At 57.3% G+C, this 18,705-nt stretch carries 16 protein-coding genes and 1 pseudogene; 2 read left to right on the top strand and 15 right to left on the bottom strand.

The window, feature by feature from the left end:
- Positions 1-86: 86 nt before the first annotated feature.
- Positions 87-2,588: a proprotein convertase P-domain-containing protein gene (locus DSCA_RS26610; RefSeq protein WP_167527966.1), complete on the bottom strand. Its 2,502-nt coding sequence runs from the start codon at positions 2,586-2,588 to the stop codon at positions 87-89.
- Positions 2,589-2,775: 187 nt separating this feature from the next.
- Positions 2,776-4,035: a D-alanyl-D-alanine carboxypeptidase family protein gene (locus DSCA_RS26605; protein WP_167527965.1), complete on the bottom strand. Its 1,260-nt coding sequence runs from the start codon at positions 4,033-4,035 to the stop codon at positions 2,776-2,778.
- Between the two features lie 416 nt (positions 4,036-4,451).
- Here DSCA_RS26605 and DSCA_RS26600 point away from each other — a divergent pair, with 416 nt between their 5' ends.
- Positions 4,452-6,029: a hybrid sensor histidine kinase/response regulator gene (locus tag DSCA_RS26600; RefSeq protein ID WP_231716292.1), complete on the top strand. Its 1,578-nt coding sequence runs from the start codon at positions 4,452-4,454 to the stop codon at positions 6,027-6,029.
- A complete protein-coding gene (locus DSCA_RS26595) occupies positions 6,026-7,765 on the top strand; it encodes a sigma 54-interacting transcriptional regulator (protein ID WP_155319322.1) in 1,740 nt (579 codons plus the stop codon). The genes DSCA_RS26600 and DSCA_RS26595 overlap by 4 nt, the downstream gene beginning before the upstream one ends.
- A gap of 188 nt (positions 7,766-7,953) precedes the next feature.
- Here the strand turns inward: DSCA_RS26595 and DSCA_RS26590 are convergent.
- The 13 genes and pseudogenes from DSCA_RS26590 to dctP all read right to left on the bottom strand — a co-directional run.
- A pseudogene (locus tag DSCA_RS26590) lies at positions 7,954-8,370 on the bottom strand (universal stress protein); the annotation flags it as partial.
- Between the two features lie 182 nt (positions 8,371-8,552).
- Positions 8,553-9,338, bottom strand: a complete 786-nt coding sequence (locus DSCA_RS26585; RefSeq protein ID WP_167527963.1) for an SDR family oxidoreductase — start codon at positions 9,336-9,338, stop codon at positions 8,553-8,555.
- A gap of 119 nt (positions 9,339-9,457) precedes the next feature.
- On the bottom strand, positions 9,458-9,838 hold the full coding sequence (locus DSCA_RS26580) for a carboxymuconolactone decarboxylase family protein (RefSeq protein ID WP_155319319.1): 381 nt from the start codon (positions 9,836-9,838) through the stop codon (positions 9,458-9,460).
- Between the two features lie 33 nt (positions 9,839-9,871).
- Positions 9,872-10,291 (bottom strand): Zn-ribbon domain-containing OB-fold protein, encoded by a 420-nt coding sequence (locus tag DSCA_RS26575; protein WP_155319318.1) that lies wholly within the window; start codon positions 10,289-10,291, stop codon positions 9,872-9,874.
- A gap of 2 nt (positions 10,292-10,293) precedes the next feature.
- A complete protein-coding gene (locus tag DSCA_RS26570; protein WP_155319317.1) occupies positions 10,294-11,559 on the bottom strand; it encodes a thiolase C-terminal domain-containing protein in 1,266 nt (421 codons plus the stop codon).
- A 27-nt stretch (positions 11,560-11,586) separates the two neighbouring features.
- Positions 11,587-12,033, bottom strand: a complete 447-nt coding sequence (locus DSCA_RS26565) for a VOC family protein (RefSeq protein ID WP_167527962.1) — start codon at positions 12,031-12,033, stop codon at positions 11,587-11,589.
- Between the two features lie 100 nt (positions 12,034-12,133).
- On the bottom strand, positions 12,134-12,430 hold the full coding sequence (locus DSCA_RS26560) for a zinc-binding dehydrogenase (protein WP_155319315.1): 297 nt from the start codon (positions 12,428-12,430) through the stop codon (positions 12,134-12,136).
- A 79-nt stretch (positions 12,431-12,509) separates the two neighbouring features.
- Complete coding sequence (locus tag DSCA_RS26555) at positions 12,510-13,046, bottom strand: TRAP transporter large permease subunit (protein WP_155319314.1); 537 nt, start codon at positions 13,044-13,046, stop codon at positions 12,510-12,512.
- 18 nt (positions 13,047-13,064) lie between these two features.
- Entirely contained in the window at positions 13,065-14,627 is a 1,563-nt protein-coding gene (locus DSCA_RS26550; RefSeq protein ID WP_155319313.1) for an acyl-CoA synthetase, read from the bottom strand.
- Between the two features lie 41 nt (positions 14,628-14,668).
- Positions 14,669-15,448, bottom strand: a complete 780-nt coding sequence (locus tag DSCA_RS26545) for an SDR family NAD(P)-dependent oxidoreductase (protein ID WP_155319312.1) — start codon at positions 15,446-15,448, stop codon at positions 14,669-14,671.
- A 66-nt stretch (positions 15,449-15,514) separates the two neighbouring features.
- On the bottom strand, positions 15,515-16,834 hold the full coding sequence (locus tag DSCA_RS26540; RefSeq protein WP_197904674.1) for a TRAP transporter large permease: 1,320 nt from the start codon (positions 16,832-16,834) through the stop codon (positions 15,515-15,517).
- A 54-nt stretch (positions 16,835-16,888) separates the two neighbouring features.
- On the bottom strand, positions 16,889-17,425 hold the full coding sequence (locus tag DSCA_RS26535) for a TRAP transporter small permease subunit (RefSeq protein WP_155319311.1): 537 nt from the start codon (positions 17,423-17,425) through the stop codon (positions 16,889-16,891).
- Positions 17,426-17,525: 100 nt separating this feature from the next.
- Entirely contained in the window at positions 17,526-18,668 is a 1,143-nt protein-coding gene (gene dctP / locus DSCA_RS26530) for a TRAP transporter substrate-binding protein DctP (RefSeq protein ID WP_155319310.1), read from the bottom strand.
- Positions 18,669-18,705 lie beyond the last annotated feature (37 nt).

Below are 18,705 nucleotides of genomic sequence, written 5' to 3'. Positions count from 1 at the left end.
TTTTCTCTGCGGTTAATCGAAGGGGTGGGCCGCACCCGGACAGAGGGATCGGGCCGGTTCCGTCACCCCTGTCCGGGAAGCGGCGCTCAGGCCTGGAGCATCAGCTTCAAAGCCCAGCGATTCAGTTTGCCTTGATCGGCGCCGGCACGATCCGAAACGTTCAAGGTCCAGGGGCCGCTGACCGACTCTCCGCGCAGTATCCGGAGGTTCGGCGTATTGGCGGCGGTGTAGGTCCGGATGATGTTGTCGGCGTACCCGCCGGTACGGTTATGCAGCAGCACACGCGTGTCCGCCGGGGACATCAGTTCGACGCGCAAATCGCCGATATAGGTGTGCGTAATGTCGATCGCCACCTGAATATCGTCAAGCTGCCCGCCGGGGGCAACGTCCAGGGAGCGCGATATCCCGCCGGGTATGTTGTCCGGGATGATGATGCCGGGGGCGTCCTCAACATCGACCACCGCTTGCGATTCTCCCCGGATCTCCAGCTGCCACCGTTTCAGACGGCCGCGGTCCTGAGCCGCCAGGTCCTGGACATGAAGCGTCCAGGCGCCCTTGATCGACTCACCCGACAACGCATGCAGCATGGGCGTGGAACTGACGGTAAATTCGCTGTGCAGATCGTTGGCACTGCCGCCGGTTCGGTCATGGAGGGTCACCGAGGTGCCGGAGGGCGAGATTAAAACCACGCGCAGATCGCCGATATAGGTATGCGTGATATCCACCTGGACCTTCAGGGACCGGAGGGTAAAGGTGTCACCGCAACCGATCTGGTCCCTGATCCCCCTTGGACTGTAATCCGGTATGCTCTTGTCGGGCGACGAATGGCCCAGAAAAGTTAAATCCCCCCGGGGGTCACCACGTCTCAATGCCTCGGCGACGGCTTCCCGGGCATCGACGCATCCATGTCCGAACCAGGGGCTCCATGTCCCGTTTTCGTCGCCCGAATCACCAAAATCACCCACATCAAATGGCGCTACGGGCGAGATGTCCCAGCTCGTGTCCGTATCGAAACTGGCGGAGGGCGTGGGGGGGTAGCCCAGCAGATCGAGGTCCTTCGAAGCGGTCCGCTTCAGTATGGAAACAACCTCCAGGGCACTCAGGTCGGGATTGGCGGAAACCACCAGTGCGGCAATGCCGGCCACCAGAGGGGTGGCGCTCGAGGTGCCGCCGAATTCGTGGGTAACGCCGCCGGAGCCGCCGGTGGTGGTGGTGATGCCAAGCCCGCGGACATCCATGCGAAAGTAGGCGTGGCCATTGCTGCTGGGTGCGCACAGGGAAATCCCCGGTCCATAATTGGAATAGTGGCTGCGCCGTGCCGTACTGGCCAGCGCCGCGATGTTCATGACGCCCGGAATCCCGACCAGATTTCTTTCAAATTGACGCGCCGTATCGACCCCTATCCATTCCGCCGAGCCATCACTGTATACACGCCAGCCGTGGTTGTAGGGCACATTCTCCGCGGCCGTGTGGCTGATGGGGCAGTTGTCGTTGCCGGCCGCCCATAGAAAAACGATGCCCTTGCCCCGCCGGCCGCCGGTTTGGGACAGTTCGGTCAGGCGGTTGATGACGGGAAGCGCCAGTACGAAAGTCGGGACCCCGCTCCATGAATTGGACATGACATCCGCTTTATCAGCGATAAAATTCAATACGGTAAGCAGTTTGGAATCACTGATGAACAGGGAGGGGCCCTCCGACTCCCACTGGATGGGCAGCAGCGTGCACCCCGGCGCAGCCCCGACGGTCAGCAGGGCGTCGATTTCGCCGGCGATGACGCCGGCACAGGAGGTGCCGTGATTGGAACCGGGCTGGTACATTTCATCCGGATCGGCATCGATATCGCCCGAGGTGATCAACCGCTCTCCCCGAAAGTACCCCCAGTCGGCAAATTTGTCCGGCGAATCGAAATCGTCGTGGTCCAGCTTGCAGCCGTCATCCGTAACCGCGACAACGACACGATCACTGCCGGAGTGGCCCAGCAGGCGCCAGGCGTCTTCGCATTTTGAGCAGGCGCGGATGTCATAATCCGGATGGTTCAGCCGCGTGTGCAGGTGCCATTCCCGCCCGTATTGCGGGTCGGAAGGAACGGGGAACTGGCCGGTGGCGACACGCTGGTTCAGGTCATGCTCGGCGGTGTGGACCAGAGGGTCGTCTTCGGTGAGCGTCACGACCAGCTTGACCGGGTTCATGCCGGTATGGCTGGTCAGTTGAAACAGAAAATCGCGATCGCCGAAGGCCGCCTTTTTAACCAGGCCATAGCGGCCGGCAAACTCAGCGACCAGCTCAGGGGATGGGGGGTCCTTGAACACGACAAAAATACGATCGGTAATCAAGAACTCGCTCCCGGTCCCTGTCTCGAAATAGGCGTGATGGGTCGGGGCAACCGTTCGACTGCGGCGCATCACCGGCTCCAGGTCCGTCGAGGATGTTGTAATCCGCGTCGAGCGGGATGAAACCTGCTGTTTGTCGACAATGGCGGCATCATCCAGATTTACCGGCAAGGTCCGGACAACCATCTGATGGCGGCTTTTTTCAAGTTCGATTTTCTTCCCGGACCGATAGGTGTACGTTTTTTCTCGTTCACTCATGACGTTTCTCCTTGCTTATGATGGGTGACAAGTGAGAGCCCGGGCCGGACAGCCACCTTGTTTTAAAAGGGCTGCCCTGCAGGAAGCGGCTTGCCGTTCAAGGATTGAGCGACCCCGTTGACGGTCCGGCCTGGCGCCCGCACACCGTGTGGGGCGGCAGTGTTAAAAAAGATCAGGCCGCGGCGGGTCAGGCATTGGTTTGAAGTTCGGCCATCACCGCGCACGCATCCCCATACCATCGGGCGGCCCGATCGAGGTGGTCCCCGCTTGATTTGAAGTGCCAGGGATTTTTGGTGCTTTTATAGAGGCCGCCGGCGTTGAAGGCGGCGGCGACCAGAATGGGATCGAGACCGGTTTTAGCCACCCGCTGCCTGATTTCCGCCGACCCGATATCGATATTGACGGCCGCGTCATAAAGCGGCAGCGTCTCGGGGGGATCCGGCCGTCGCTGGAACACCGGTGCAATGCTGAAAGGGTCATAATCGAGGTTCTGGACGTTGACGACCCATCGCGCCGTGGTGGCCAGCGTCTGCATCGGACCGGCACTGTAATCGCCCCAGACCGGGGGTGAGACATCTTTGACCGCGACGTGGGGCTCCCAGCGGAAGGTATGTGGCCCCGTAAACCCATATCGCCGGGCAAAAGCGGTCTCGGTGGCAATCACCATCATGATGATCCCGATGGGGATGCGGTATGCTCTGGAGGCAGTGACGATACTATCGCCAAACAGGCGCCAGATGGACCTGCAGGTTACCGGTTCGCCACGCGTACGCAGCGGTTTGCGGCCGTTTTCATGCCCGCGGATGTAGACGCCGTTTTCGTCGAACCGCCATTCCCGGCCGCCGTACCGGTTATGCCAGCCCTGCGTCTCCGGCAAAGGGATGTCTTCGTGTTCGACGGGCGGTGTCACGCCGGTTTCCATGGCCGGCCGGTCGGGAATGATATCGGGCAGGGAGGGCGATGGGGGATAGCCGGTCCACGAATAGATGGCCGATTCAAGGTTCCCGGCCCAGTCGAGATCGCCCTCGGGTGGATAGTGGCCGGCCTGGAGTTCACTGATGTGAAGATCCGGCAGCTGCATGTGCGGCAGCTCCCAGGTCAACGGCGTCAAGCCATTCTCCCGGCCGATTTCATGCAGCCGCTGCCACCATCTTCGCTTTGCACCCGAGTCATCCCAGCTCCAACTGCCGTCCTCGAAGAGAACGAAATCGACCGCCATGCCGTACTGGTGGTAAGAGGTCCAGGGGCGTGCATGGGTCACCACCGATCCGGGACGGCTGCGTCCCTGATCGTACAGGTATTGCTGGCGCTGGGGTGAACGGAAGCCTTCGAACACCCTGAAGGGCAGATTCTCATCGTCAAGCGTGTCGATCACCGTGGCAACCTTGCCCCGCACCAGCGGGTGCAGGTGATCCATTTCCCGATTTCTCTGATGGACTTGCGTCATGATTCGTTCTCCTTTTTCATGGGATCCCGACAGGGGCCGAAATCGATCCGCTGCCGCCACGAATGGGTCTCCGCTGGTGCTGGAAACTGACCGGTTTTCTGGGATGGTACGTTTTAGAAAGGCCGCCCCTGACATGGGGCTGGCAGATAAATCAGCGGCCGGGTGAGGATCAGCGAACTGAAACGAATGACGTGAATGCGCAAAGGGATGTGGTGGCAACGGGTGATGAAAAAGCATATTTAACTTTCATGGCACAGTCAAGTCCGGTGTCAGGGCCCACCGGGGCCCGTGGTGGTTATTGACGACCCGGTAGGAATTCCCTATGATGATTGCCGGTGCACCCCCTGCCGGACGCTGTCCGGTGCGCCTATGACAACCACCCCCGTTCTTGCTGAACCATGAAAGCAGGCAGCCAGATGACCGCCGAGCAATGGCCCGTCCTGATCATCGACGACGAGAAAGATATCCGCGACGTCACCGCCCTGACCCTTACGGATGCCGGCTACCGGGTTGAAACCGCCGCCGACGGCCGTGAAGGGCTTGCCCGTTGTGAGCAGTTCGCACCCCGGATTGTCATCACCGACATCCGTATGCCCGGCATGGACGGCATCCGGGTGCTGGAGACGGTCAAGCAGCGCTTTCCGGATACCGAGGTCATCGTCGCCACCGCCTTCGGTGAAATGGAAACCGCCATCCGCGCCCTGCAGCTGGATGCCTCGGACTTCATCACCAAGCCGATCCACGCCGAGGCCATGATGGTGGCCATCGCGCGCGCCCGGCATCGCTACCACACCCGCCAGCAGCTCAAGGACTACACCCGCCAGCTGGAACACGGGCTGTCCCGCACCACCCGCCGACTGGAGGAAACCGTCGCCTATCAGGACCGTCTCATCGAAAGCTCCATGGATGGCATTGTGGGCTGCGACGACAAAGGCAGGGTGGTCACCTTCAACCGCAGTATGGAACAGATGCTGGGACGCGACCGCGCCGGGGTGTTGCACCAGGCCACCCTGGAACACTTTTTCAGCGAAGCGGAACTCCGCCGCTTCCGGGACGATCTGGCCGCTTCCGGCCACGGCGGGACCAACCGGCTGATGCTTTACGAGACCTGTCTGCTGGACGACCGGCATCAACCGGTCCCGGTCCAGCTCTCGGCCACGGTCCTGATGGATGAAGGGAAATCGGCGGGCCTGGTCTGCTTTGTCCGGGACCTGCGGCGCATCCATCGCCTGGAGCAGGAGATGGCCGACCAGGCGCGCCTGCTGCACCAGGACAAGATGATGTCCCTGGGCCGGCTGGCGGCCAGCGTGGCCCATGAGATCAACAACCCGCTCTCCGGCATCCTCAACTACATCCGGCTGATGCTGCGCAACTTCCAGAAAGGGCCCCTGGCGACGGACACACACGCCCAGTTCGCCCGCTACCTGGCGCTGGTGGAAACCGAAACCGACCGCTGTTCGAAAATCGTGTCCGGATTGCTCACCTTTTCCCGACGGTCACCGGTTTCCGTGGGCCCCGTATCCATGGCTGAAATCGTGGACCGCAGCATCGTGCTGGCCCGCCACCGGCTGGAACTGGGGGATGTCACCCTGGCAACGCGCATTGCAGCCGATCTGCCGGAGGTCAGCGGCGACGCCAACCAGCTTCAGCAATGCCTGCTCAACCTGATTTTCAACGCGGTGGATGCCATGCCCGACGGCGGCAGCCTCACGCTTGCCGCCGACTCGGATGGAAGCCCCGCCTGCGTGGTCGTCCGGGTAACCGACAACGGCCACGGCATCCGGGATAAGGATATGCCTCACATCTTCGAACCCTTTTACACCACCAAGCAGGAAGGCCACGGCATCGGCCTGGGGCTGTCGACCACTTACGGCATCATCCACCGCCACGGCGGCACCCTGACGGCCGCCAGCCAGCCGGGAGGAGAAACCACCTTCGAAATCCGGCTGCCGGTGCGCGCATCCGGATCCGATCCATCCGGGGAGGCCCCATGACCACCGGCATACAACCCGCCCATCAGCGCCAGGGCATCCGCTGCGACCATTGGCTGAACGTCATGGATGAACTGAATATCGGCGCCTTCGTGGCCGACAGCCGCCGGCGGATCACGGCCATCAATCTCAGCGCCCAGGCACTGCTGGGGCTTCGGGAGCCGGAAGTCATCAACCAGGACTGCCGCGAGGTGTTCACCGGGGTGCCCTGCACGGTCTCCTGTGTGATTCACCACCCGGACACGGCCGGCGAACGCGATCCGGACATGGAAGTCACCGACGAGGAGAACCAGCGGCACCTGATTACCCGCATGGCCACCCCCGTCTACGACCGCCGGGGCGAGATTGTCGGGTGCATGACCATCCTGCAGGACCACTCCCCCATCACCCAGCTCATCGACCGGCTGCACTACGAAGAGCGAAGCCTCAAAATCATCCTGGACAACCTGGACGTGGGCATCTTTACCGTGAACCGGGGCGGGCTGATCAACTTCTTCAACCGGGCGGCGGAAACCATCTCCGGCTATGACCGGCACCAGGTCCTGGGCCAGTCCTGCGCCATGATCTTCCCCGGCGAGCGCTCGCCGGATGTCTGCCTGCTGAAAGAATCCATCACATCGGGTGAAACCCGCAGCAGCCACCATGGCCGCATGACCGACAGGGATGGGGTCACCATCCCCATTCGCGCCAACTACATGGCCCTGAGAAATGAGAAAAACGTCATCGTGGGCGGGCTGGCCACCTTTCACGACATGACCCTTGCCCATCAATTGAACCGGGCCATCAGTAACCGCTACACCTTCCACGACATGATCGGCAAGGACCCGTCCATGCTCAGGATCTTCGAGATGGTCAATGTGGTCGCTCCCAGCGATGCCACGGTGCTGGTGGAAGGGGCCACGGGCACGGGCAAGGACCTGCTGGCCAAGGTCATTCATTCGGCCAGCCCCCGGGCCGACAGGCCGCTCGTCAAGGTCAACTGCGCTGCCATTCCGGAAAACCTGATCGAGTCGGAGATCTTCGGTTACGTCAAAGGCGCGTTCACCGGGGCGGACCGGGACAAGCCGGGACGATTCTCCGACGCCGAAGGCGGCACTATTTTCCTGGACGAGATCGGCGACCTGCCGCTCTCCCTCCAGGCCAAGCTGCTACGCGTGCTCGAGGACCGGGAGTTCTACCCGCTGGGCTCCCGCCGCACGCGCAAAGTGGATGTCCGCATCATCTCGGCCACCAACCGGCAGCTGAAGAACCTCGTTGATCAGGGATTGTTTCGCGAAGACCTGTTCTACCGGCTCAACGTCATGCGCATCGAACTGCCCCTGTTGAAAAAACGCCGGGGCGACCTGCCCCTGCTCATCCGCCACATCGTGCGCAACCTGTGTGCCGCCCGGGCGGTGGCCCCGCCGGCCATTTCCAGGACCGCCATGCAGATCCTGCTCAACTATGACTATCCGGGCAACGTCCGCGAACTGGAGAACATCCTGGAACATGCCCTGATCATCTGCCGTGAAGCCATCGTCCAGCCGGACCACCTGCCCGACTATGTCCGGCAGGTGCAGCAATCCGCCGTTTCATCCGAACCGGCCGCCGGTCAGGCGGAATCGCCCGGCCGGGAGCACCGGCGCATCCTGGCGGCATTGGAAAAATGCAATGGCCATCGCTGCAACGCCGCACGGGAACTGGGAATGGAGCGCACCACCTTGTGGCGCAAGATGAAAAAGTACGGCATTCTTCGATAGGATGCCCGGTCATTTCCCAACCAGGCATGATCAGAAAAAAGGAAAGTTGGTGGGAAAATTTCCGGCGGAAAGACCCCCCTTAAACCTTATCGATAAACCAGGTTTCAACGGGATGACTTCAAGGACAACCCTGATGTCCAGCACCGAACAATTCTCAGCCTATTTTTTCTTTTCGTAAGATGGAGCCGTCATCTTATATCTTGCGGAACAACCATGACGGGGAGATGGCATTGCCTCATGACGGATTTGATGCAGTGACCGATACGGCTGTCAGACAGGAACCCCTTCCTAGCACCCATGACGATTACATCTGCATGATATTTTTTAGCCTGTAAAAGAATCTCTTCGACGATTTCACCGTCAGCGACAACTATTTCTTTGGTATGAGAGCCACCGAGAACATCGTCCATACCAGCGTCCATACAGAACCGGTCCAAAGCGTCCTTGATGAGTCTGGCAGATGATCTTTTGCCGATCAGAACTTCGCGGGCAGAATTGGCATTTTGCTCAATTATTTGGTTCCATTGTTTTTCACCTGTAAAATCTTTGAGGCGGGCGGTCAAATAATCTGGCATTTGTTCCAGAACATGTAGCAAAACCAAGTTAGCATTGAAACGGCCAGTTCAAATGCAAGCCTGCAGTTCTCCTCCAAGTTGGTTGCAAATAGAATGGTTCCAAACCTGTTAATTGGCATGATGATTCGTCCTTATTCTGTGCTCTTGAAATTATTTCCAATTTAAATCGCCTGAAAAAATATGGGCTGAAATTCAGATGTGTCGATAAAGAACTAACCTTTGGAACCTAAACGCAGTCCTCCATGGATAAAAAAGACTTCACCGCTCAAGGCTTCGTTCTTGTAAATATCCCCCACAAACATTGCCACTTCTTCCGGTTCCACCAGACGGCCAATGGGGACCTGAGCGACAATCTTTTCCAGGGCTTTCTGGTTCATGCCCTTTGCCATGGGCGTGTCAACGTAGCCTGGCGCTACTGCCACACAGCGGATCCGTTCAGCTATCCCCCGCCGGAAAAATTCAGCGGTGATGACCTTGGGCATGACGGACATGGCGGCTTTGGTTGAGGAATAATTGATCTGTCCGGCGGTTCCCAGAGATCCCGTGGAGGAAACCAGGCAGATCAAGCCCCGACAACCATGGTTAATCATGCGTTCGCTGCATTCGCGAACCGTCAGAAAAACGCCGCTCAGATTAATATCAATTACCTTCTGAAATTGATCCAATGACATTTTATTCGTAACTTTACCGGTCTCACGATCCGGCGAGACCAAAAGACCATCTGCGATGATACCGGCAAAAGGTGCCACCAGATTGATCTGTCCGAACTTCCGGATGGCAGTCTCCGCAAGAAGCGCACAGTCCTTTTCGCGAGTCACGTTGCATGGCACCGTGACCACATCGCCATCGAGTTCTTCAGCCGCCTGCTTGAGTGCCGATTCGTCCACATCACCGATTACCACTTTACCGCCCCGCTCCAACCAGTACCTGGCAAGAGTGAAACCGAGACCGCTGGCACCGCCGGTGATAACGGCGACAGAATCTTTAATCTTCAACATTTGCGGTCCCCTTCCTGTATAAGTGCGCGGCGCCGATAACCCAGGGTTCATTTAGCCTGTGGTGATCGGATGGATAGTGTCCGTCCAGAAATGAGGGATTTTTGGTCGAAATCAACCCGTCAGGGCGATTCTTCTTTTTCAAAAACTTCCCGCGAAGCATTGATCCCGTTAATGGCAGCTGGGAATCCTGCAAATACAGCCATTTGAAGAATTATTTCGACAATCTCCTCTTGCTTGCAGCCAACATTCAGTGCCCCTTTGATGTGGACCTTAAGCTGGGGCGTGGCGGTTCCCATGGCGGTCAATGCCGCAACGGTGGCAAGTTGACGTGACTTTAAATCGATATGGGGTCGAGATAAAACGTCCCCGTATGAAAACTTTATTATCCAGTCGGCCAAATCGGGGGCGAGATCCTTCAGGCCATCAATTACAGCCGCCCCTGACGAAGCGGTGATTTTTTTAAGGGTCTTCAATCCTGTTTCATATCGCTGTTCTGACATTTTTATTCCCCATGAGCAGTTCTTCCAATCCGTTCAAGCCGGACGAAAACCGAGCACCGTTGATTTACCGCCGTCCCTTTCCTGGTGGATATAATCGATCCGCATGGGCATCCCGACACGAATTAGTTCAGGACGTTTAGGATCCAGCCCCCGGATGCGGGCATCGACCCGGAGACCCTCGGCCAATTCGATCACCCCTGAGCAATAGGGATTTTTCCGGCCATATCCCTCCTGCTTCATCGCCGGCGGACCGACGGTGATACAGGTAAAGGCGGCCAGTTTTCCGGTCTCCGGCATCTCGACCCATTCCAGGTCCCGGCTGAAACAATGCGTACAGATCGGCTTCGGGGGCAGGTAGCGGTGACCGCACTTGCGACACCGGCAACCCATCAGTTTTTCTTCGGATAGAAATTGTCGGAAGGACATATCGCTGAAGGCCCGGTCATGTGACATGGCTATCTCCTTTCCAGAATCGTGAACGTACAGGTACCGCCGGTACCGCCCAGGTTGTGTGCCGCTCCCACCCGCAGGTTCTCTTTGGGAACCTGGCGATCCCCTGCCTTGCCCCGGAGCTGGGTCCAGACCTCATAGAGTTGAGAGACGCCCGTGGCACCCACCGGATGGCCCTTGCACTTGAGTCCCCCTGAGGTGTTGATCGGAACGGGACCGTTCAGGGCCGTAGCCCCTTCCGCAATCGCCCTGAATCCCTTGCCGGGTTCAAAAAAACCCAGGTCTTCGACATGAACCAGCTCTGCCATGGAAAAGCAGTCGTGAACCTCTGCAAACTGTATGGATTCGGGCCCCAGTCCGGCCATCCCATAAGCCTCCCGGGCGGCGTATCGCGTCGCCTCGAAGGACGTCAGCGAATCACTGGCATGAAGCCCGCGTCCGCTGCCCTGGCCGATACCGGCCACGTAGATTGGATCGTCGGTAAAATTGCTGACAATGTCTTCGGCGACCAGAAGCATGCAGCTCGCGCCATCACTGATGGGGCAGCAGTCGTACAGGTGCATTGGCCAGGCCACCGCAGGGTTGACCGACGGATCGGATAGAAATGCCTTTTCATCGCTCCAGTCCGGCACAGGGAGGCCTTTGCGGGTCATACTCTTTTTGCGCATCTCCATAATTTCACGAATTGTGAAGGGAAACTGGGCCTTGGGATTGAGCGGTGCGTTATTGTGACTCTTGATGGTGATGTTCATTAGGTCTTCACGACTGGCGCCGTATTTGGCAAAATAGGCGGTTGCCAGGGCACCAAAAACACCCGGAAAGGTAAACCCGACCTCACCTTCGTAGGGAACCGTGGCCAGGGCGAGCCCCTCGGCCACCTCTTCGGTGGTCCGTTTGGACATATCTTCCACGCCGCCGACCAGAACGATGTCGTAAAAGCCGGAGGCAATGGCAAAGACCCCCTCACGAAATGCCAGTGCGCTGGATGCGCAGGCCCCTTCGGTCCGGGTGGCGGGCTTGGGTGTCAGACCAATCAGATCCGAGACAATGGGTCCCCAGTGTGACTGGTGGACAAAATAATCATTGGAAAAATTTCCCACGTAAAGTGCATCGATATCATTTGGATCGGCACCCTTGTCTATTGACGCAAGCATTTCGCTGAAGGCCTCGGCAAACAAGTCTTTTGAATTCTTATCTCCAAACATACCAAACTTGGACATGCCGGCACCTGCAATGGCAACACCTCTGGCAAGTTTTCTTTTTTTGAGCATTTCAAACCTCCCGGGTCCTAAATGAGATTACCGCTGGACCAGTTCCATGTATACCCCGTTAAATTCCTCTGATTTATAAAACGCGACCTGCGACCCTCGGGAGCCGGGAATGATCCGATCCCAGAGAAAGGATACCCCCCGGCCACGCATGGTATCGAAAATTGAGGCCAAATCCTCTACGGCGAATGCGATGTGGTGGATTCCTTCACCGTGGTTACGCAGAAAATCTGCAGCCAGTCCGGTGGTTGCCGAAGTATGGACCAGTTCGATATTGGTATCCCCAACAGGTAAAAAGGCCACCCGCAGCAACGCACCCTCCACCTTGACTTCTTCGACCTCCTTGATGTGGAGCCCAAGCAGGGTCTGATATCTGGCCATGCTGGCTTCCAGGTCCTCGACGACAATGCCGATATGATCGATTGATGTGACCATGGTATCGCCAACCTTCTCCTTCAGTGATTCGATGACATCCATCGAAAATCTCCCTTGTTCCATTGAACCCGGTTTTCGCCAAGTGATGGTTTGCAGCCCACCACCACCCTGGCTTAAAGAACGGTTTTCCTATTTGAAAATTTCAGTCCACCTTCAGCACGATCTTACCGACTTGTCGGTTGGACCGCATGTAATCCTGCAATTCGACTGCTTTTTCCAAAGGGAACACCTTGTCTACCACATGCTTCAGCCGGCCGTCTGCGAGGCCCGGTAGGAGGTCGTCTATGACGCCTCGGACAATAGCGGTTTTTTCCTCCAGCGTCACCGAAGCGGCTTTAACTTTAACCAGCAGGTCGTGGGGGCCGATGTCCGGGAGCGGAACCTCCAGCCAGGCGAGTTTTCCCGCATCACCTTGGGTTTCAATTACCATCGCCTTCATGTCAAAACACCATATTCCTTGGATCCATGGGTTTTATTCTTCTTGAACGATTTCGTGCATCTTCTCAGCCCCGGAAAAGTTACCCGTATATAAATGCCGGCAGCCAGAGAACCAGTTGGGGAAACAGAATTATTGCCAACAGGCTGATAAGCTGAAGGATGATAAACGGAACAACGCCCTTGTATATGTGGCCCAGACTGATACCGGGGGGTGCAATTCCCTTCAGATAAAACAGGGCGAAACCGACCGGTGGCGTCAAAAACGATGTCTGCAGGGTGACAGCGACCAGTATGATGAACCAGACAATTTCCGGCCGGCTTACTGCCCCGTAGCCGCTGACGGCAATATCCAGGCTCGCCGCCACGGGCGCAACCAGTGGAAGAACGATCAACGTGATTTCGATCCAGTCCAGGAAAAAACCGAGCAGAAAGACAATAAACAGAATAAAGGCAATAATCCCGTAATTTCCGAACGGAAGGCTCATCAACAGTCTTTCGACCAGTTCGTCACCGCCAAGGCCCCGCAACACCAGCGCGAAACAGGTCGCATCGATCAGAATCCCGAAGATGTAGGCGGTGGTGTTATAGGTCGAAAAAAGGACCTCCCTTTTCTTGATATGTTGGTCATGACACGGCTACACTTTTCGATCGCTGTCCTGCCAATAGGTTTCCCGAAGCTCGCGCTTCAGGATTTTTCCGTAGTTGCTCTTGGGAAGCTCGTCTACAAAATCGACCGATTTGGGTTTTTTGTAGCTGGCGATGTTGTCTCGGCAAAAGTCGATCAATTCCTGCTCGGAGGCTGTCTTTCCCGGGTTCAGAGCGATCACGGCCTTGATCGCCTCTCCCCACTTGGCATCCGGCACACCGATTACCGAAACCTCACGGACAGCCGGATGCCGTACCAGGACTTCCTCTATTTCCCGGGGATAGATGTTTTCGCCCCCGCTGATAATCATGTCCTTGGAGCGGTCCATAATGAACAGGTAGCCGTTATCATCCAGGTAGCCGACGTCCCCGGTATGCAGCCATCCGTTTTTGATGGTAGCGGCAGAGATTTCCGGATTTTTCCAGTATCCTTTCATCACGAGGTCGGACCGGGTCACAATTTCTCCGATCCGGCCGGGCGGGAGTTCGTTGTCTTCGGTATCGAAAATCCTGACCTCTACATCAGTTCGGGCAAATCCGGCCGATCCGAGGCGGCTGATTTCCTCCGGGCTGCCATCTGTCTTGTGTGCCCAGTGGGGCAGGTAGGAGATGGTCATGGGGGATTCGCCCTGCCCGAAGAGTTGCACCAGGCATGGCCCCAGTTTATCGATGGCCTTCTTGAGGTCTTCCACCAGCATCGGGGCGCCACCGTAATTGAGGGACCGCAAAGAACTCAGGTCGTATCGGTCCACGGCCGGATGATCGACAAGCATCTTGATCATGGTGGGTGCGGTAAACATATTGGTGACCCGGTATTTCTCAATGGTTTGAAATACCAGCTCGGGCTCGAAGGATTTGGAAGGCAAAATGACACTTGTGGCCCCTTTTCCGATGTTTGGCAGACCATAGAGCCCGCTGCCATGGGAAAGGGGAGCCGCATGGAGGATGACATCGTCAGGAGTGAATCCCGGTGCGATGTCGGCATAAAAACTCATGCTCATCGCCAGCAGGTTGCGGTGGGTCAGCATGGCGCCCTTGGGCATGCCGGTGGTCCCGGAGGTGTAAAAAAGCCAGGCCAGGTCATCGGGAGAAACATCCACATCGGTGAATTCGTCGTCCGCCTCATCCAGCAGGGTTTCGTACTCGTGAAGCTCGCCGGCGGCGCCGTCCAGGGTGATCAGATGACGGGCACCGGGGATCCGGTCCCGTACCGCCATAATGGCGTCATTGAATTCGGATGAAAGGATTACTGCCCTCGACTCAGAGTGATCGATGATGAAAGCAAACTCTTTGGGATGGAGCCTGAAGTTGATCGGCACCGCGCCCAGACCGCTCTTGAAACAGGCAAACAGGGATTCGTAGGTCTGGGGGTAGTTGTATTGGAGAATCACAACGTTTTCACCCTGTTTGAGGCCTAACCGCTGCAACGCACTGGCCAGCCGATTGACACGGTCGGCAAATTGAGCATATGAAATCTGTCGATCTCCGTGGATGAATGCCGGCTTATCCGGGAAAAGGCGTGCGGTTTTGGTCAGTAACATGCTGAGGTTCATTTATCTACTCCTTGTGATCTTGGAGGGCTGCCGGGAGCGGTTCAGGCCGTAACCCACCCCCCGTCCACGTTGAGCACCTGCCCGGTGATGTAACTGGAGGCGTCGGATGCGAGAAATACGATGGATTCGGCCATCTCTGCCGGTGTTCCCATTCTCGGTATCGGCAACATGGACACGTTGTAATCGAACCCCTTGGTCATCTCCGTTTCGCATGCACCAGGTGCGATGCTGTTGACAAATATGCCGTCTTTGGCCACATCCTTGGCGATCCAGCGTGTCAGCGTGATCACGCCGCCCTTTGCCGCCGCGTAGGCCGGGCCTGAGCGACCGCGGGTCATTTCCGGAGATTCGTTCAGTTTGGAGACCGCCCCGCCTATAATTCCGGATATGGAGCTGACGTTGACGATTTTGCCGTATCCGCGCTCGCGCATGTGGGGGTATATGGCCTGAATGCAGAAAAAGGTGCCTTTCATGACAACGCCGACCACCCGGTCCCAAGTGGCTTCGGACGTTTCCAGAAGGCTGTCGCGGTGCACCACCCCGGCATTGTTGACCAGAATGTCGATATGCCCGAACGCGTCGATGGCCTTGTCAACCATTTTCTGGACGTCACGCTGAACCGCGACATTGGCCTCCACGGCGATCGCTTTCCGACCCAGGGCTTCCACCTGTCCGACCGTCTCAGAAACATCAATGAGGTCCGCGATGACGATATTGGCGCCTTCCCGGGCCAGGGCAAGGGCTGCGGCCGCGCCGATTCCCCGCGCCCCGCCGGTGACAATGGCATTTTTGCCGGCCAAATCCGTTGAATTCCTGTTCATTTCTTCCTCCACATCGGGTTTTCCTTTTGGTATCGGCCTCCTGAAACCAAGGCGTATATTGCGGCGTTAGCGCATCGTCATGGGAAGCCAGTAGCTTAAAGATGGAATGCTGAAGAGAACCAGAGCTGCCACCAGCTCGAAAAAAACGAACCACAGGCACCCCTTGAATATGTCCGCCAGGGGAACATCCCTGACCACCCCGGCAAGAACGTATACATTCAAACCCACCGGAGGGCTGATCAGGCCTACCTCGCACAACTTCGTGGAAAGGATACCGAACCACAAGGCGCTGAACCCCATCTGGTCAACGACGACCGGAAACATGATCGGCAAGGTCACCAAGAGAAGAGAAAATGAGTCAAGAAGCATCCCCAGCGGGATGTAGAGCAGTAAAAAAAGGCCCACGACCATCAAAGGCGGGACCGGAAGCGTCGCTACCCAGGCCGATACCATCTGGGGGACCTGGGCGAGGGTCAGGAAGAAACTGTACAGCCCGGCCCCGACGATGACGATAAACACCATGCAGGACGTCCGCAGAGTCGATATGAAGCACTCTTTGAGGGCATCCCAGAAGGTTTCTTCCAGCTGTTTGCGCCGGACGATCATGGCCATGAAGGAAACAAAAGCACCGACCGCAGCAGCTTCGGTAGGGGTAAACCATCCGATATAAATTCCCCCGACCACGATCAGGAACAGCAGAAAAGCTCCTAAACCGTGCTTCAGGCAGCGAAATCGCTCGCCCCAGGACACCGAGACGGGTTTGGGGGCCAGTGTGGGTTCGATCCGGCTCAGCATGGTCAATCCGAGAATGTAGATCAAAACTGAAATGAACCCCGGGATGACCCCTGCAATCAGCATGGATCCGACAGAGGTATCCGTGATCACGCCATAAAAGACCAGAATAACGCTGGGGGGGATAAGAATACCCAGGACGCCGCCGGCAGCAACGATGCCGCACGCCAGTTTGGGGTCGTATCCCTGCTCCCGCATCTCCGGAACCGCCACCGCGCCCATCGTTGCGGCGGTAGCGACACTTGAGCCCGAACAGGCGGCAAAGCCTGCGCTGCCGACGATCGTGGCCACGCCCAGGCCGGCTGGAAATCGGGAAAACCAGGCTCTCCCGATGAGATAAACATCTTTGCCGATACCGGCCTTAAAGGCGAAATGACCCATGATAACAAAAAGTGGTACGACCACGAGCAGATAACTTGCGCTCTGCACATAGGGGAACACTTTGAGTTGAATCAGGGCCATGTCCATTCCGGAAATTGCGGCACAACCGAGAAAACCGGCGACCCCCAGAGAAGCGAAAACCGGAATCCCCAAGGCCAGCAGGAGTAAAACTAACGGGATACTGACCAATACCGCCAACAATGGATCCATCATCGATTACCTTCCGTGATATTCTATAGACGAAAAGGGGTGACAACGGCATAGACATCAGCCCATTCGTTTGGGCAGGCGACCACGCAGAAACTCGATGTCCTTCCAGATGTCAAAAATAAGTTGTATGTTCATCATCCAGCACCCGATCGGCACCAGCGCCTTGGCCCACCATATCGGCATCTGAACCGATCCCCATCGAAATTCCCGGATCTGGAAAGACTCCCACGCGCCGATGGCGCTCTGGTAGGCGAGGATGAAAAGAAATATGAAGGTCACCACCCAGGCAAGGATGTTGAATTTGGTTTCGGTTCTGTCCGAAACGCGCATCAGGAAGGCCATCACCCGAATGTGCCCTCTTTCGATCTGGGTCCAGGCCATTCCCATGTAAACGCAAATGACCAGAAGGACTTCATTGAGTTCAAAGACCCCTGGAATCGGGTTGTTGAGCAGGTAGCGGGCGGTTGCGTCCATCGTGGTGCTCAGAATCATCAGAGCGATGGTCACCGCAGCCACTACGGCTGTATACGTGCAAAAGACCCTGTACCGGTCGGCGAGCCTTTCCACGAGAATCCTTTTGCGCGGTCTTTCCATGGCAACACTTTCTTTGCTTGGGAGGGAGTAGCAATGGGGCGTGGGGTCCCTGGGACGCCCGGGTTCAGGCGTCCCGGGAAAACCGTGCCCCCAAACGCCGTTACATGTACTTCTGCTTGTATGTCTCCCAGGGGTTTTTGAGTTTGCCGGGCTCGTATTTCTGAATCAGGGCGTCGACTTTTTTCTGGAAGGCGGCGCCGTCGAAGTTGTTGGCCTTGGCAATTTTCTCGACCCATTCGTTAATCTGAAGAGGCTGGACCATATTTGTCGCCTTCTTGATTTCCGAATCTGACCATGTTGAGAACTTCGCACCGGCCGCAACCATCTTGTCTACGCTCTCTTCGGTCAATTTTGTGTAGAGTTCCAGGAAACGCCAGTTATAAAGGTCGGCGATAGTCTGGTTAACAACCTCTTTGAGATCATCGGGCAGGGACCGCCACAATTTCCGGTTCATGACGACGGTGGTGGGGGCATGTGCGCCAGCCCCAGATTCCACGATGTAGGGAGCCTGCTCGTGAAGTTTCATTTTCTCGGCAGTGATGAAAGCAAAGGCAAACGCGCCATCCAGAATCCCCCGCTCCAGGGAAGTGTAGACCTCACCGGCAACGATGGGCATTCCCTGTCCGCCCAGGCGGTTTACCGTATCCGCACCGATGCCGTATCCGCGCACTTTTCTCCCTTCGAGGGCGGCCACGTCAGGCAGCGGCTCTTTCATGATGAAGGGGCAGTAACTCCAGTTGGTGAAATAGAGCACCTTTGCGCGGTTCCTGTCCTCCCATTCCCTGCGGAGTTCCGGGGTGGCGTTGTACATGTCGCGACAGACGTAAAGCAAACTGTCGGCGTGGTCGCAACCGCGGTAATACCATTCCAGCCCGCGGCTTAAGGGAACTGCAGATGGATAATAGCCATAGCTGATCAGCGATATCTCCGACAGGCCATCCCGGATGGCAGGCAGGTGCTGCCCGACCTTATGCAGGGACCCCGACCAGAACTTTTTGATCTGGATCCGTCCGTCGCTCCGCTTGGCGAGTTCGTCAAGAAACCAGTTGTCAAGCTGGGCCGTTTCGGCGGTGGCGCCGATATAACAGTCGTACTTCATGGTGTAGACGCCCTTCTTGGCGGCATTGGCCAGCCGCACCCCTGGAGCCATTGTCAGGCCGGCCCCTACGGCGGCTCCCCCAAGAACGACGTCCTTCAGAAATCGGCGGCGTGAAATCCCTCTTCTTTGTTTTTCTCTGTCCATTTGTACTCCTCCTTGTGCGTTACTGAAAGATTATGGG

The sequence above is a fragment of the Desulfosarcina alkanivorans genome, assembly GCF_009688945.1.
GTDB lineage: Bacteria > Desulfobacterota > Desulfobacteria > Desulfobacterales > Desulfosarcinaceae > Desulfosarcina > Desulfosarcina alkanivorans.
Note: the sequence above shows the minus strand (reverse complement) of the source record. Positions and strands in the feature narration are given on the sequence as shown.

Excerpts from the sequence above, each read along its gene's own strand:
- DSCA_RS26610 (WP_167527966.1), bottom strand. The coding sequence starts at position 2,588 with ATGAGTGAACGAGAAAAAACGTACACCTATCGGTCCGGGAAGAAAATC.
- DSCA_RS26605 (WP_167527965.1), bottom strand. The coding sequence starts at position 4,035 with ATGACGCAAGTCCATCAGAGAAATCGGGAAATGGATCACCTGCACCCG.
- DSCA_RS26600 (WP_231716292.1), top strand. The coding sequence starts at position 4,452 with ATGACCGCCGAGCAATGGCCCGTCCTGATCATCGACGACGAGAAAGAT.
- DSCA_RS26595 (WP_155319322.1), top strand. The coding sequence starts at position 6,026 with ATGACCACCGGCATACAACCCGCCCATCAGCGCCAGGGCATCCGCTGC.
- DSCA_RS26585 (WP_167527963.1), bottom strand. The coding sequence starts at position 9,338 with ATGTTGAAGATTAAAGATTCTGTCGCCGTTATCACCGGCGGTGCCAGC.
- DSCA_RS26580 (WP_155319319.1), bottom strand. The coding sequence starts at position 9,838 with ATGTCAGAACAGCGATATGAAACAGGATTGAAGACCCTTAAAAAAATC.
- DSCA_RS26575 (WP_155319318.1), bottom strand. The coding sequence starts at position 10,291 with ATGTCACATGACCGGGCCTTCAGCGATATGTCCTTCCGACAATTTCTA.
- DSCA_RS26570 (WP_155319317.1), bottom strand. The coding sequence starts at position 11,559 with ATGCTCAAAAAAAGAAAACTTGCCAGAGGTGTTGCCATTGCAGGTGCC.
- DSCA_RS26565 (WP_167527962.1), bottom strand. The coding sequence starts at position 12,033 with ATGGATGTCATCGAATCACTGAAGGAGAAGGTTGGCGATACCATGGTC.
- DSCA_RS26560 (WP_155319315.1), bottom strand. The coding sequence starts at position 12,430 with ATGAAGGCGATGGTAATTGAAACCCAAGGTGATGCGGGAAAACTCGCC.
- DSCA_RS26550 (WP_155319313.1), bottom strand. The coding sequence starts at position 14,627 with ATGAACCTCAGCATGTTACTGACCAAAACCGCACGCCTTTTCCCGGAT.
- DSCA_RS26545 (WP_155319312.1), bottom strand. The coding sequence starts at position 15,448 with ATGAACAGGAATTCAACGGATTTGGCCGGCAAAAATGCCATTGTCACC.
- DSCA_RS26540 (WP_197904674.1), bottom strand. The coding sequence starts at position 16,834 with ATGATGGATCCATTGTTGGCGGTATTGGTCAGTATCCCGTTAGTTTTA.
- DSCA_RS26535 (WP_155319311.1), bottom strand. The coding sequence starts at position 17,425 with ATGGAAAGACCGCGCAAAAGGATTCTCGTGGAAAGGCTCGCCGACCGG.
- dctP (WP_155319310.1), bottom strand. The coding sequence starts at position 18,668 with ATGGACAGAGAAAAACAAAGAAGAGGGATTTCACGCCGCCGATTTCTG.